The sequence below is a fragment of the Oceanobacillus sp. HCA-5259 genome (genome assembly GCF_037892815.1).
Classification (GTDB): domain Bacteria; phylum Bacillota; class Bacilli; order Bacillales; family Amphibacillaceae; genus Oceanobacillus; species Oceanobacillus indicireducens.
Window position 1 is genome coordinate 1 of the sequence record NZ_JBBKBV010000028.1, and the last position, 14,447, is coordinate 14,447.

At 35.3% G+C, this 14,447-nt stretch carries 16 protein-coding genes and 1 pseudogene; 6 read left to right on the forward strand and 11 right to left on the reverse strand.

The features are described from left to right. Positions 1-31: 31 nt before the first annotated feature. Entirely contained in the window at positions 32-772 is a 741-nt protein-coding gene (locus WKU33_RS13900) for a class I SAM-dependent methyltransferase (RefSeq protein ID WP_340455237.1), read from the forward strand. A 755-nt stretch (positions 773-1,527) separates the two neighbouring features. Further along, positions 1,528-2,292, forward strand: a complete 765-nt coding sequence (locus WKU33_RS13905) for a MerR family transcriptional regulator (protein WP_340455187.1) — start codon at positions 1,528-1,530, stop codon at positions 2,290-2,292. Between the two features lie 151 nt (positions 2,293-2,443). On the opposite strand, the gene WKU33_RS13910 is transcribed toward WKU33_RS13905, so the two are convergent. Together WKU33_RS13910 and WKU33_RS13915 are read right to left on the reverse strand one after the other, a co-directional pair. Then, positions 2,444-2,758 (reverse strand): type II toxin-antitoxin system PemK/MazF family toxin, encoded by a 315-nt coding sequence (locus WKU33_RS13910; RefSeq protein ID WP_340455189.1) that lies wholly within the window; start codon positions 2,756-2,758, stop codon positions 2,444-2,446. Between the two features lie 5 nt (positions 2,759-2,763). Continuing rightward, positions 2,764-2,961 (reverse strand): DUF2281 domain-containing protein, encoded by a 198-nt coding sequence (locus WKU33_RS13915; RefSeq protein WP_340455190.1) that lies wholly within the window; start codon positions 2,959-2,961, stop codon positions 2,764-2,766. A 345-nt stretch (positions 2,962-3,306) separates the two neighbouring features. Between WKU33_RS13915 and WKU33_RS13920 the strand changes: the two genes are divergently transcribed. Both WKU33_RS13920 and WKU33_RS13925 read left to right on the forward strand, forming a co-directional pair. Beyond that, positions 3,307-3,621, forward strand: a complete 315-nt coding sequence (locus WKU33_RS13920) for a MazG-like family protein (RefSeq protein WP_340455192.1) — start codon at positions 3,307-3,309, stop codon at positions 3,619-3,621. A gap of 32 nt (positions 3,622-3,653) precedes the next feature. After that, positions 3,654-4,226, forward strand: a complete 573-nt coding sequence (locus tag WKU33_RS13925) for an LOG family protein (RefSeq protein ID WP_340455194.1) — start codon at positions 3,654-3,656, stop codon at positions 4,224-4,226. A gap of 384 nt (positions 4,227-4,610) precedes the next feature. On the opposite strand, the gene WKU33_RS13930 is transcribed toward WKU33_RS13925, so the two are convergent. From WKU33_RS13930 to WKU33_RS13960, 7 genes are all read right to left on the reverse strand, one after another. After that, a complete protein-coding gene (locus WKU33_RS13930; protein ID WP_340455196.1) occupies positions 4,611-5,126 on the reverse strand; it encodes a GNAT family N-acetyltransferase in 516 nt (171 codons plus the stop codon). Between the two features lie 201 nt (positions 5,127-5,327). Next, a complete protein-coding gene (locus WKU33_RS13935) occupies positions 5,328-6,221 on the reverse strand; it encodes a hypothetical protein (RefSeq protein ID WP_340455198.1) in 894 nt (297 codons plus the stop codon). A 364-nt stretch (positions 6,222-6,585) separates the two neighbouring features. Further along, positions 6,586-7,740: a glycerate kinase gene (locus WKU33_RS13940; protein WP_340455239.1), complete on the reverse strand. Its 1,155-nt coding sequence runs from the start codon at positions 7,738-7,740 to the stop codon at positions 6,586-6,588. A gap of 99 nt (positions 7,741-7,839) precedes the next feature. Continuing rightward, complete coding sequence (locus WKU33_RS13945; RefSeq protein WP_188859631.1) at positions 7,840-9,108, reverse strand: GntP family permease; 1,269 nt, start codon at positions 9,106-9,108, stop codon at positions 7,840-7,842. Between the two features lie 129 nt (positions 9,109-9,237). Next, positions 9,238-10,371 carry a sugar diacid recognition domain-containing protein gene (locus WKU33_RS13950; protein ID WP_340455200.1) on the reverse strand — a complete coding sequence of 378 codons (1,134 nt, stop codon included), beginning with the start codon at positions 10,369-10,371 and terminating at the stop codon, positions 9,238-9,240. An 87-nt stretch (positions 10,372-10,458) separates the two neighbouring features. Continuing rightward, complete coding sequence (locus WKU33_RS13955) at positions 10,459-10,926, reverse strand: N-acetyltransferase (protein ID WP_229782801.1); 468 nt, start codon at positions 10,924-10,926, stop codon at positions 10,459-10,461. Positions 10,927-11,289: 363 nt separating this feature from the next. Next, complete coding sequence (locus WKU33_RS13960) at positions 11,290-11,460, reverse strand: hypothetical protein (protein WP_188859630.1); 171 nt, start codon at positions 11,458-11,460, stop codon at positions 11,290-11,292. A 590-nt stretch (positions 11,461-12,050) separates the two neighbouring features. Between WKU33_RS13960 and WKU33_RS13965 the strand changes: the two are divergent. Next, a pseudogene (locus tag WKU33_RS13965) lies at positions 12,051-12,671 on the forward strand (ABC transporter ATP-binding protein); the annotation flags it as partial. 158 nt (positions 12,672-12,829) lie between these two features. Here the strand turns inward: WKU33_RS13965 and WKU33_RS13970 are convergent. Together WKU33_RS13970 and WKU33_RS13975 are read right to left on the reverse strand one after the other, a co-directional pair. Further along, positions 12,830-13,192 (reverse strand): YxeA family protein, encoded by a 363-nt coding sequence (locus tag WKU33_RS13970; RefSeq protein WP_336252906.1) that lies wholly within the window; start codon positions 13,190-13,192, stop codon positions 12,830-12,832. 19 nt (positions 13,193-13,211) lie between these two features. Beyond that, complete coding sequence (locus tag WKU33_RS13975) at positions 13,212-13,625, reverse strand: ABC transporter permease (RefSeq protein WP_336252905.1); 414 nt, start codon at positions 13,623-13,625, stop codon at positions 13,212-13,214. A gap of 110 nt (positions 13,626-13,735) precedes the next feature. Here WKU33_RS13975 and WKU33_RS13980 point away from each other — a divergent pair, with 110 nt between their 5' ends. Beyond that, positions 13,736-14,446: a response regulator transcription factor gene (locus WKU33_RS13980; RefSeq protein WP_336252904.1), complete on the forward strand. Its 711-nt coding sequence runs from the start codon at positions 13,736-13,738 to the stop codon at positions 14,444-14,446. Position 14,447: the final 1 nt, after the last annotated feature.

Sequence of the window (14,447 nt, forward strand, 5' to 3'; positions counted from 1 at the left end):
GGCTATCTTAATAATAGGAGATGTATTGAAAATGAAACAAAATAAATATGACGATCCAAATTTCTTTTCCGCTTATGAACAAATGCCACGATCAGTTAAAGGACTTGAAGGTGCCGGAGAATGGCATATATTTAAAAAACTAATACCAAATCTAAAAGATAAAAATGTTCTCGATTTAGGTTGCGGTTTTGGCTGGCATTGCCGATATGCTCGTGAGCAACAAGCAAGCTATGTTATAGGTGTAGATATCTCTAAACAAATGATTCAAAGAGCACGCGAAATGACAAATGATCCTTTAATTTCGTATATAAGAGCTCCAATTGAAGACATAGATTTTTCAAGCTCTCAATTTGATGTAGTAATCAGTTCGTTGGCTTTTCACTATATCAAGTCGTTTAAATTAATCTGCGAAAAGGTTCATGATTATCTAAAGACCGATGGAAATTTCGTTTTCTCAGTTGAACATCCAATTTTCACTTCTCGGAATGAACAAGATTGGTATTATGATGAAAAGGGCAATCCTCTACATTGGCCAGTTGACAATTACCAAATAGAAGGAGTACGTGAAACAACCTTCTTAGATGAGCAGGTTACAAAATACCATCGTACGATTTCAACATATATAAATGATTTAATTAACATTGGTTTTACTGTAAAAGCTGTGAAGGAATCGGTTCCTTCCAATGAAATGTTAAAAAGTATTCCTGAAATGAAAAATGAGACTCGAAGACCTATGTTCTTAATGATATCGGCAGAAAAGGATAACAGCTAATAGGCCATTTACACCCTTCCATAACAGGCGCGTTTGTTTAAGATGATTCTAATAAAAAAACATCATTTTTTAAGTCAATAATGAAGTAAACAGTAGAAATAAATGAATATTATCCGAACAAAAGAAGCAGCTAACTTTAAAAAAGTTGGCTGTTTTTTTATTGCTTATTATTAACTCAACTTTCGCACTCTGAAATATTAAATGCAAATCATCCTAATTAAGCGCCCCTAGCCTTTCATGTTGTACTAGCTGCTATTAATTAAAAAAGTCTTCTCAAAATGAATGAATGCTATCATTGAACGTAAGTATCTTGCCCGGTCATTATTTTTGTGTCCTGATTACCGTTCAATCGCCCGGCGGACGGATACTTTCCCAATTAAGTAAGATAATCATGCGAATGGGAAAATAGGAATCGTTTGTTTTCTTATTAGAACAAGGTAAGCGCCCTAATAGGAAAATAGTTCCCAATTGTTTTCTCATTAAAGTAAGATGAATATGCTGATGGGAGAATAAACCCCAGTTGTTTTCCCATTACAGTAAGATGAACATGCTAAAGGGAAAATAAACCCCAGTTGTTTTCCCTTTAAAGTAAGATGAATATGCTGATGGGAAAATAAACATCAGTTGTTTTCCGAATGCCGAAGTTAACAGTCAGGTTTAACATAGATTTTAGGGTATTTTTTATAAAATTTATTTAATACTGTTGACATTGACGTTGCGTAAAGGTGTAACATTATTTACAAGGAGGTGATCTGATGGAATATACAGTGCAAAGTCTTGGAAGGCTAGCAGGTGTTAGTGGAAGAACATTGAGATATTATGATGAAATTGGAATTCTTAAGCCGGCAAGAATTAATTCATCAGGGTATCGGATATATGGTCAGGCAGAGATAGACAGATTACAGCAAATCCTATTTTATAAAGAGCTTGGCGTCAGCTTAAGTAGCATAAAGGATATTTTATCTGCACCTTCTTTTGATGGAGTCACAGCACTTAAAGAACATCGTCAGAAACTCCTTGAAAAAAGAGAACAGCTAGATCTACTAATAGCAAATGTAGATAAAACAATCGCTTCAAAAGAAAGGAAAATTAACATGTCAGATAAAGAAAAGTTTGAAGGATTTAAGAAAAAAATGATAGATGAAAATGAGCTTAAATATGGGAAAGAAATTCGTGAAAAACATGGAATTGAGACAGTGGAGAAATCGAATAAAAAGATAATGAACATGACTCAGGAAGAACATGAAGCTGTGATAAAGCTTTCAGAACAGCTAACAGAAACATTATCGAAAGCTTTTAAGACTGGTGATCCAGCTAGTGATATCGCTCAAAAAGCAGCTGATTTACACAAACAATGGCTAACTTTTTATTGGAGCAAATACAGCAAGGAAGCACATGCAGGCCTTGCTCAAAGATATGTTGACGATGAAAGATTTACAGCATACTACGATAAAGAACAACCCGGTACTGCCGCATTTTTACGAGATGCCATTCACATCTATACAGGAATGAAGAAGTAATAGTCGAAAAGCATCCTGTAGTCATATTATATGGTAGGTGCATTAAATATTAAAGATATGAATGATCTATTCCGTATTGAAGAAGATGATGAATAATATAAATTATGGAGTGGCACGAATTCTTAGATAGTTAGAATCCGTGCCATATGTTTTATTGTATAACTTCATTTATTTTCACCCGAACAGCTTCCAAAATTTCAGTGTTCACATGTCCAAATTTTTTTCTGACAATATTTTTAGAAAGTGTGTATACTTTGTCTGCCCTTATTTCTGATGTTTTTTTAAGTTCTCTCTCTGTCAAATCTTTTGAATCAATTACAATAGAATGTAAAAGATCCCTAATTTTTGAAGTGATAGCTAAAACAACGATATCTTCCATCACCTCGTTATAACTGTCGTTTGAAATAATGAGCACAGGACGTTGCTTTTGTTGTTTTAAATCAGTGAACGAAACTGGTATTATCACCCTGTTTATACATTGTTCCAAACCTCATCGTCAATGTCATTATCCCAAAAATCCAAGTTGCTCTCACTAGCTTCTGTTAAATCCTCAGATACACTTTTATCGCTTTTAGCTTTTAAAAACTCGGCAAAATCCAGAATTTTATCTACATCTTTTTCAGGTATTTCATCAATAATTTTAAGTAAACGATCCTTAGCAGTATTCACGTATTCATCACCACTTTTATGAATATTTTATTTTATTATATCACTCCATATTACGTTTCACTCTATATTCATGATTCAAACATTGGTATATATTCACGATCATTGCTTCATCATTATTTCTTTCATTCATCCCTGGACTTATTTGTATATAAGAAATGCCACTCTCTGTGGTCATTATAGGTGCTTAGATGTTACAATTTATGAAGATTATTATGTAGTTTATGGTTGTAATATCATTCAAGAGATTATAGCATTTCTCTTATTCACCTAAACGGTCATTAAATTTAAGATGTTTCAAAGAATAATTTTCATTTAATTTTATTTGAAGTGTGGTGAGAATCTAAAATGGAAGCGAAGGAATTTCAAAATTGGATTGCTGAATATTATAAATCAAGAGGCTGGGCTGATTTAGATATTTTTGTACGCATTGGCTTCCTGTCAGAAGAGACGGGAGAAGTCGCTAGAGCAATAAGAGCACTGGAAATCGGACGAGACCGACCAGATGAGCATCCTATTTCATTGGAAGAAAGTAAGAAGAATTTAACGGAAGAACTTGGTGATGTATTAGGTAATGTAGTTGTTATTGCGAATAAATATAATATAGATTTGGAAGAAATTTTCTTAGAACATAAACGAAAGCTATCCAATAGATATCTTTAGGTAAATAAACAGGGAGCAAAGGTGTGGTTGAAATGGAGATTAAAAGTCTTGCTGTATTTTGTGGGTCAAGTACGGGAATAGACAGTATTTATATAGAACATGCAAAAAGATTTGGAGAAGAATTAGCCAATAATAATAAAACATTAATTTACGGTGGAGCCCAAGTGGGATGTATGGGTGCATTGGCTGACGCTTCCTTACACAGTGGTGGTAATGTGATCGGAGTGATTCCTCAAAAATTAAAAGCTGTAGAGATTGCTCATGATCAATTATCAGAGCTACATGTTGTTAATACAATGCACGAGCGTAAATCAAAAATGGCAGAATTAGCGGACGGATTTGTCGCTTTGCCTGGGGGCGCAGGAACATTAGAAGAATGGTTTGAAGTATTTACTTGGTCACAGCTGGGTTATCATGCAAAGCCTTGTGGATTGCTAAATATAAATAACTTTTTCGATCCGCTAATTACCATGTTAGATCATACGATTGAACAAGGGTTTATGAATAAAGATTATCGAGAAATGATAATTATCTCCCCAGATCCCAAAGAATTATTAGAAAAAATCGATTCCTTTAGTCCGAGCCACGCTGTGAAATGGACTTAAATGATTTCTATAATACTGCAACAAACGAGCGTAAATTTATATGAAGATAAATTAAGAATGGGATTTATATGGAACTAAAAATTATTGAAAAAATCAGGACAAATAATTTTAATGACGAGCATGTTATGCAAAAAAATAATGGACATGTGGAAAAAAGCATCAACTGCAACTACTTTATCTAACAAGAATGACAATGGGAAAGAAACTTTGGAATTCGTTGTGTCCTAATTTCAGTTTAAAAGCTGGATTCTTTGAGATATATCCTTCCTCATGAAAGAGCATAAGCCTAACTTTCTCTTGAAATTTAAGAGTAAGTTAGGTTTTTTAATGAAAAGATACTTAACAACTATCTTTCCTCTTTTACTCGCCTGATTTAACACAGCTTTAATGAAGTTCAATCCAGTATCTTTTTAAGATATTATTCTGCTCGTCTATAAAATTCTCGTCGCTTATTCCACCGTTTTTTAAAATAACTTTTTTTGATGCTGCATTAGTTGAATTACATACTAAAAGTATTTTATCCAAGTTCAGTTCTTTTGATTTTTCCAAGGCTAAAGAAAGAATCTCGGTAGCATATCCCTTTCCTCTTTTGGAAGGTCTAATCCCATATCCGATATGACCGCCAGCTTTAAACAATAGTTCTGTTAGACGATGACGAATATTAACGACGCCAACTATTTCGTTATTATCCATTAACCAGTATGTAGAGCTTGCTGGTATCCAAATTTCTTGCGGTTCAATCCCTTTTTTGCAATCAGATAAATATTTCAGCATTGATTGAAAGTCCACTGGATTCTTTTTAATTACAAATGGTATCATTTCTTCTCCACTTTCTTTCCACTCTTGGTAAAAATCAATATACTCCTCTTTTAAATCCATTGTTGGATGTGCTAAAAACATATCGGTTTCTCCCTTCGACTTGTACTTTTCATTTGGTTATCCTCCCTAAAGCGAATGATTTTCAACTAAATGACCGGTTTGTTGAAGGAAACGGACCTGGGAATTAACCTTTTTAAGTTAGTTTAATTTACGCCAATCAACCATAATTCCGCACGCTAATCGGATACATTGGTAAAAAATATAAGGTCTTTATTTTTGTAACTAGTCTTTGAGGAAAAGGTTATAATAATTTTTTCCTAAATCAAAGTTAATAAATCTATGAAGTTTTGGATAGCCGAAATAATAGCAAGTGAATATATGATTGGTGTCAACATATTTTTTGAACCTTTTCAAATGTTTATGATTTTCAATTTGATCTTTAAAAACTAAGATTGAGGGTTCATTGGTTACTCTTTGATTTTCACTTATATAGAAGTGTTTTGTAATAAATTTAATAATATAATATTTATCTTCAGGTTTTCTTTCGAAAATTATTGCCTTTCCGAAATAAACATGAAGTTCATAGTTTATTTCGCTTGTAACATCTAGATTGAAGAATAGATTTTCTAAAGTACGAGATGATGAATTTATGTTTATTGTAGTAGTCGAATTATCATATTCTAAGGACTGGTAAATATCAATTAGTTTTCTAAAAGATTTTGTATTACTATTTTTTTGGTGGGTTTTTCTTGTTGAAGATGAACTTTTGGTGTAACTAGTTAAATTAGTATTATTGTCTTCTCCTGTAACGCTAGGATTATCACTTTTAGGTCTGTTAAAACCATTTGAGCCAAGTATCAGATTGAAATTTCCAGATTTTTTTACAGAGCTACTATTTGATCTGCTCTGTTTTTTTGTTGTAACTTTTTGTTTGGTGTACTCGCAGTTTAAAGAATGAGAGCTTTGTTCACTTGATAATTTAAAATGAGGAGTTTGTCCCCATTCGGAAGGGGGTTTGGAAAAGTTAACACATGTAAGCTGAACTTTACAATCATCACTGCCTGTACACAAAAATGCTCGATTATCATTTAATTTTCCTTCCCGGCTAAGGTGATTAGCTTTGATTGCAGAAATTATTTTTCCTAGTTCTGTGCTATAGGCATTTTCAATTGACATTATTTTCACTTCCTTGTTAATTAAATTATATTTCAATTTTATCAATATCTATTATTTTTTTCAAAAAATGATTAGTCCATAAACTCTTTTAAAAAACAAAAAAGAGGATAGCACATAACTAGTATGTGTATCCTTTTCCCTTTTGCCCCGCAATCATCACTGTCCATTATTCATTTAGTAAATCCATTATTTGTTCTTTTAATTTTGGTATTTCCTTTTCAATCATATTCCAAACAATCCCGTTGTCCACACACTATTCTACCCCTTTTAACGATTCAACCATATCGATTTCCCGGAATTGAATATGGTCGGCAGGATATGTATGAGCAACAACTATAAAAAAACGAGCAGACGGCTCGTTTTTTTATGACTTTTCAACTGTTAAATGTCCGCTCACGGCTAGCGTTCGGGCAATATTTTCAGAGAGTTTCATCGTATAGACTTTTGCCTGTTCCAAAGATTCCTCTAATGTCACTGCCCCAGGAACAATGGAAAACATGGCGTCAATCCCATGATTGTAAATAGCGTCACTTTCATGACCTATCGCACCAGCAATACCAATGACCGGAATGCCGTATTTTTTCGATATGTTTGCGACACCGATGGGCGTTTTTCCATAAATCGTCTGAACGTCGATTTTACCTTCACCTGTGATGACAAGCGTAGCACCTCGTACACATTCATCTAACTTTACAGACTGGATAACAATATCGACGCCGCGTTTGAGCCGTCCATTCAAAAACGCTACAAATCCTGCACCTAACCCCCCGGCTGCACCGGCCCCGGGCATATTCATCACATCTTGTCCTAGTTCATTTTTCAAAACATAACCGTAATGCGTAAGATTTTGATCTAATCTGGCGACCATCTCAGGTGTGGCGCCTTTTTGTGGGCCGAATACAGCCGAAGCACCGCGCTCACCTGTCAAGGGATTGTCGACATCGCACGCTACATCAACCGTCACATTGGCTAAACGCGGATCTAAGTCTGCTAGATCAATAGATTTTAATTGACTTAATGCTTCGCCCCCGTAGCCAATCTGCTCTCCATTTTTATCGAGCAGCTTAGCTCCTAAAGCTTGAGCCATACCTGAACCACCATCATTTGTCGCACTACCACCTATTCCGATAATCATATGATCAATTCCTTGATCAAGTGCAGCTAAAATTAATTCCCCCGTTCCTTTTGTCGTTGTCTGAAGTGGGTTGCGAGATTCTTTTTTAATCAAATGTAAACCAGAAGCGGCAGCCATTTCGATTATAGCTGTGTTTCCATCCCCCGTTATGCCGTAAAAAGCTTCAACAGGAGTTCCCGCCGGACCTGTCACAGTTTGCTTTATAATTTTCCCATCAGTAGCATCAACAAGAGATTGTACCGTCCCTTCTCCCCCATCCGCCATGGGAACTTTTAGATAAGTGGCTTCAGGCCATACTTTTTTAAAACCTGTTTCAATAGCTTCAGCCGCTTCTAAAGCGGTCATACTCTCCTTAAATGAATCAGGAGCAATGACTATTTTCATAAGGGTCAACTCCATTTCTTATCGTAATAACTAAAACTAGTAGAGAAGTCATTAAACAACATCTATTTCTGATATCACTAAGCCTTTTAAAACTCCATTTTAGATAAATAACTTAAAAACACCAAAGATGAGTGTTGAAATAATGGCTAAGGTTAAACCAACAAGTGATTCATAAGGGATCAATTTCATTCGTTCTTTCATATCCATAAATACACTACCACCTGTGGCGTGGAAAAAGCTACCATGTGGCAAATGGTCAAACACCGTTGCTCCTGCGTGAATCATCGCACCACCTGCCAAACCAGCAACTCCCAGTTCCATAATCGTTGAGCCGAATACGTTACTCGCCACCACCGTTCCAGCGGTTGTTGAAGCAGTAGCCATGGACATGAGTGCGCCCGAAAATGGAGCTAATATATAAGCTGGAAGACCAAGAGCTTCAAGGCCATTCGTGATGACTTGGTCCAAGGCTGAATTAGAAATAATTCCTGCAAGCGTCCCAGTTCCAAGCAACATGACAGCAACCCCTGTCATTTTTCCAAGCCCCAGTACAGCGTATTCATTTATACGTTTCATTCTTCCCATTGCGAGTGCTCCAACGATTCCACCAATGGGAAGCGCAATCATTGGATCGATAATAATATCAAATAGAGGTCGCAAGGCAAGTAAAACAATCGCTGTTAAAGGGGCGATGATGGCTAGAAGAAATGATGGTGCTTTCTCGCCACTTGCTGCTTGTAGTTCTTCTGATGTTGTAAAGCTTCCCTTGTTTATTAGTCGTTTAGCAATCACGTATGTGACCACAATACCAAACATAGCGGGGATAATTCCCGCAGCCATGATAGACGTTAACGGTACATCAAAAGCATCAGATGCTGCAATAGCATTAGGGTTCGGTGACATAATATTACCAGCCTTACCTCCACCAATCATCGCGATGAGTATAGCCATTTTTGAAAGCCCAGCTCGATGTCCAATCGCTAAAGCAATCGGCGCCACAGTTATGACGGCAATGTCAATAAATACACCAACCGTTGTTAATAACAAGGTAGCAAGTATTAAAGCCAAAAGCGCTTTCTTTTCACCTAGCCGTTGAACTATTGTTTCAGCAATTGTTGATGCTGCTCCCGACTGAATAAGGACCCCTGCTAAAATTCCTGCCGCTAATATACGAAGAACAGCCGGAATAATGCTTTCAGCTCCTTCAATCATGAGCGTCACTGTATCTTCTATACCGACTCCGCCAAAAAGACCACCTAACAATGCTCCTGCTACCATCCCGTATGCCGGTGGTACTTTAATAAGGATAAGAAAAATAGCAATAACGAGTGCAATGATAGCGCCTAAAGCGCTTACTTCTATTTCCATCTAGTGTCATTCCTTTTGTATTATAATCATGATGATAATACTATTGTATCGTTTTGCAAAAGCGATTACATTAAGCAAATAAACAAAAGAAGGCACATAAAAGATTATACTTTAAGTCATCTGCACAATTTAAGATTGTAATTTATATGCTATTTGTTCGATATACAAATTTAACAAATCATGTATGTTTCTAGGGTCTCTCCCGGTAATACGTTTAATTTTTTCCAGTCGATAACTCAGCGTATTACGATGGATGAACAATCTCTCTGCAACACGAGATAACTCCCCTTGACTATCAATATATGTCTCTAGCGTCGTTTGCAAATCACCACTTTGATCTTCCATAACGAGGGAATGATAGTGTTTTGAAAAATCAGCAGGCAAACGATTGGCATGTAAAAGAATAGATAAATATAAATCGTCATAAACATAAATTGTATTTTCGGGATATAGTATCGTCCCCACTGCCAAAGCTTCTCGAGCATATTGATATGAACGTTTCGCATCTTCTAACTCGGAAAATGGATTACCAATACTGGCTTGCCACTGTCCATTTGATCTAAATGTTAACTGCTTAAGTAATGCCTCTATTCTTTTATACAATGATTCAATGGATTGAGACTCAGAAAATTGTTTTAATATCACTATTTTAGTCGTTTGCACGCTTGCGACAAGATCATTTGTATCACAATAATTTTTTAAATAAGTTAAACTATCTTGCTTAATTTTTGCTAACTCTCTTTCATTCTCATCAGACATAAAATGGAGAAGGACTGCGATGCGCGGTGTGCGTAAGTCAATCCCCATTCTAGCTGCCCTCTCGATTAATAAATCATTCGTCCGATCGTTAATGACCTCAAAAACTAATTCTTCACGCAAACGTTCTTCCCACTGTAATTGATGAGTGAGTGCAGCCTGTTCCAAGGTAAGTTCCGCTCCCATTTTAACTAACTCTCCAAACTGGGAAATATCTTCGGGACGACCTGTAATACCTACCACGCCGACAATCTTTTTTTCAAACACAATCGGCAAATTAATCCCAGGTTTCGTTCCCGGTAACTGCTTGCTTTTAACGTGATCTATATCTATTCGTTTATTTTCCCGAATTACCTGAAGTGCTGCCGCATGAAAGTGACCTAATCTATCTTTTTCACCACTTCCTATAATCACGCCGTCTTGATCCATTACATTAATATTATGAGTAAGTATCCGCATCGTCCTGTTCACAATATCTTCTGCTATAGCCTTTGTTAACATAGTCATTGATAGCCCTACTTTCAAAAAGATGTATATTCATTTTCATCACGATATACCATTGTTTAAATAAACAGCAAACTCGTCAAACGACACTTAATCCTTTTCCCATTCCATTAAATATTCTTCCTCGGAAGTCTGTTCATCTAATGTTTCTTCTTTTATTACAAAGCCATTTTTTAAATAGAAATCAACAGCTTTGTTATTTTTCTTGTATACTTTTAATTGTATATTTTCCCTTTGCCTTTTAACAAAATCTAACAAGCCCTTTCCATATCCTCCACCTTGATGCTTAACATCAATAAATAATGCAGCCAAATAATTATTCATCATCGATACGAAGCCGACAATGTCTTTTTCATTACTTACAACATAGGTTTCAGACATTGGGATATACTTTTCTTCCATCTTCGTTTGCTGTGATTTCCAATAATTCTTATCAATAAAGTCGTGTGCTATTAAAGAACCCTCATACCATATCTCTACTAATTTATTGACTTCTGTTTTCTTGTTTGGTCTAATATTCACCTTATCATCCCTATCATATAAATCTAAATGCTTCATTCAATTAAAAGACCCTATTGTTGAATTGATAACTAAATATTAAAATAACTATCTACACATATTTAATACGTTTTCAAGATCATGGCTATGTAATTCTCCCAAATGACGTTTCAATTCTGTGTCGTGAATGGAAGTAATTTTGGAAGTACGTACAAACTAACGGTTTTAATAATCCGGCTTCTTCCCAATACTTTAAGACTTTGACAAATTGGGGACAAATTGATTTCCTGATCGGTAACTGGTGCAATAATAACATCTATATCCAAAGCTAATTCGTTGCCGACAATAAAACATTAGCACTGTTTAGTTTGCCGTATGCCTTTAAATAGAACATCTGCCAACCAAACTTCACCCTGCTTCTTTTTACTGCTCACTGTATATATCATCCGCTTCGTTATCCCACCAGGAGTAGTTTTCCCCCAATAAAACAACGTCCTCAGCCATATATATTTCTTTAATTTTATCTAGTTCCTTTTGCTGTTCTTGTTCACTTAACATATCAATTTCTTTTATGATTTTATCAGGAATAGACATATGACGCACCTCCGTCACTCCATACACTTATTATACCTTATTTTTTCGCTAGCCTAAACGAACGATCTTCCTTCATCATCGCGTTTCCCAAGATACCATTGGAGTATGACACCACCCGTGTTGATGTTCAATCTCAAGTTTGGAGAGAAACTTTGGAATTTGTTGTTCTAATTTTGGTTCTTTCAGTTTAACAGCTGGATTCTTTGAAATATATCCTTCCTCATGAAAGAAAATAAGCCTAACTTTCACTTAAAATTTAAGAGTTAAGTTAGGTTTTTTAATAAAAAGATACTTAATGTTCCAAATTCCTATTTCTCTCGCAAAAGGCAATTTCCAATTTTGGCCAAATTATTCAAGCAATTATTCTTCACTTTTAATAGAAATACATGTCTCAATAAGAAAAAGTTACATACTTGCTGGTTTAATAATTTTGATTAATAGAACTCTGAATATGCCTTTTTAGTTGATCAAGTGAAGTGAATGAATTTGATTTTTAAATTCTTAAGGTAATCTTCAGGTAGCTTTCAGGAAGGCGCAAGGTTCACTCGTTATACTTACATTAATCATAATGATATGGAGGAAATGACATGATGAATAAACCGATTATAGTACAAACAAAAAATTTAACCAAAACACATGGTGCTGTTAAAAGTGTAAACAATGTTGACCTTCACGTACCAGAAGGTGAAATTTATGGTTTTTTGGGGCCAAATGGGGCGGGCAAAACAACAACTATCAAAATGTTATTAGGTTTGATTAAACCTTCTGCAGGAGACATTCAGGTATTTGGAAAGAATCTTCGTAAGTCTCGGGCATCTATTTTACAGAATACGGGTTCCTTAGTGGAGTCTCCATCTTACTATGGACATTTAACAGGTTTAGAGAACCTGCTCGTTATGAAACGTCTTCGAAATGTCCCAAGGAAAAATGTTGATGAAGTACTTCGTATTGTCAGATTAGAAAAGCAAAAAGATAAGAAAGTAAACCAATACTCTTTAGGTATGAAACAACGATTAGGAATGGCTATCTCCTTACTATCGTTTCCCAAATTATTAATTTTGGATGAACCAACCAATGGGCTTGATCCATCAGGTATTGGTGAGATGAGGGAACTTATTAAATCTTTACCATCCCGTTATGGAATAACAGTTTTACTATCCAGTCATCTTCTATCAGAAATTGAACAAATGGCGACATCTGTCGGGATTATCAGGTCGGTCTTTTCTATGGTGAGTTTTTTCTGCCAATTCTTATTGCCATACATAATGATGTTCTATTAAAATGAAAACACATGAATCAAAATTCATCTATTGGTTGATGTGTTTGATGGAAGAGGACATAGAATTTTTATTATGCATATTTATAGCTTCTATTCAAATTGTTCTTGAACTGTTGCAGATAATTCTTCTAAGTCAACTTCTTCCCAATAAGTAACTCCCCGAAATCTTGTATAATAGAGTTGAATATAAGCGCCCTCTCTAAGTTGATTACTTGCCGAAAACTCTAGCTCTTTTTCTTTTGCATTTTCATCATATGCCATCACTTCATAAGTGTATCGATCATCACTGTCTTTCGTTCCTTCACTAGTAATGACGGTATAATACATATCTTTCCCTTTTGGATGATCATGAGAGAGTTTATCATAATCATAAAAAAGTACCAATGAGCCTATTCCAATAATCATTACTAAACCAACAATCAATAGTATGACTTTCCATAACTTAAATTTCATATAAGAACCTCCTCGTAAATTAAGATGAAACAATATCTTTTGTTTTCAAATGGCGAATAGATAGGCTGGAGAATAGTACAATGAAGAAAATAGTCATTACCCAAAATAATATATTTTGCATCCCTGCTAAGCTATCCTGGCTAAGTACACTTAAGCCAATCGTCAGTAAAGAAAATGGAAAAAGCACACCTACACGTGATACATACATCAATAAACCAAAAAAGACGGCACACAAGCTTATTCCTATCGGGGTAGCAAAACTACGTAAGCGGAGTGAAAGACCTAATTGAAAAGTAATAATAGATAAAGAAGCAAACCAGCCTCTTAATGTCCATCCGATTATTTCCACAGGAAATGAACCTTGCAAGGATAGTAAAGTTCCTGCGACCCAATATAGGCCAACAAAGACAAGTTGGGCAAACAAGATTAACATGCTAATTGTTTAAATCATGATGTATTATAGTAAACTTATTACAGCCTGTAATTCCATTTTTTATTTTTGGTATATTTATTAATATGAATGAAATGTTGCGGAGGTATTTTATGAATAATATTAATGATAAAAAAATACTACTTGTGGAAGATGAAAAGGAAATAAGAGTAATGATAGAAGATATACTACGAAAAAATGGGTTTACGCAGATATATCCAGCCAAAGATTATAAAACAGCAATTGAAACATTCCATTCTGTTAAACCAGATATTGCGATATTGGACGTGATGTTACCAGACGGAGATGGATTCACTTTGTTGTCATCGATAAGGAAATTTAGTGATTTACCAGTGATATTTCTAACTGCTCGAGATGAGGGAGATGATCGGTTACTTGGTTTAGGGCTTGGTGCGGACGATTATATCGTGAAGCCTTTTCTTCCTCGGGAACTTGTATTACGTTTAACAGCTGTTTTAAAACGAGTGTATGCCCCTCAAGAAACCAATCTGACTAGCAAATTTCAATTAGGAGAAACAATGATCGATTTAGAAAGTGCAACGGTACAAAAAGGTGAGCGTACGTTACAATTAACAGCGAAAGAACATGCAATATTAATAAAACTTTATGAAAACAAAGGCAGGATTGTAACCATTGATTCTTTATGTCAATTTCTATGGGGTGAAGATAACTTTGGTTATGAGAACACTCTGATGGTTCATATAAGAAGAGTTAGAGAGAAAATTGAAGCTGATCCTTCCAAACCTCAATTTTTATTAACAGTAAGAGGACTTGGATACAAACTGCAAGCAGAAGAGGAATGAG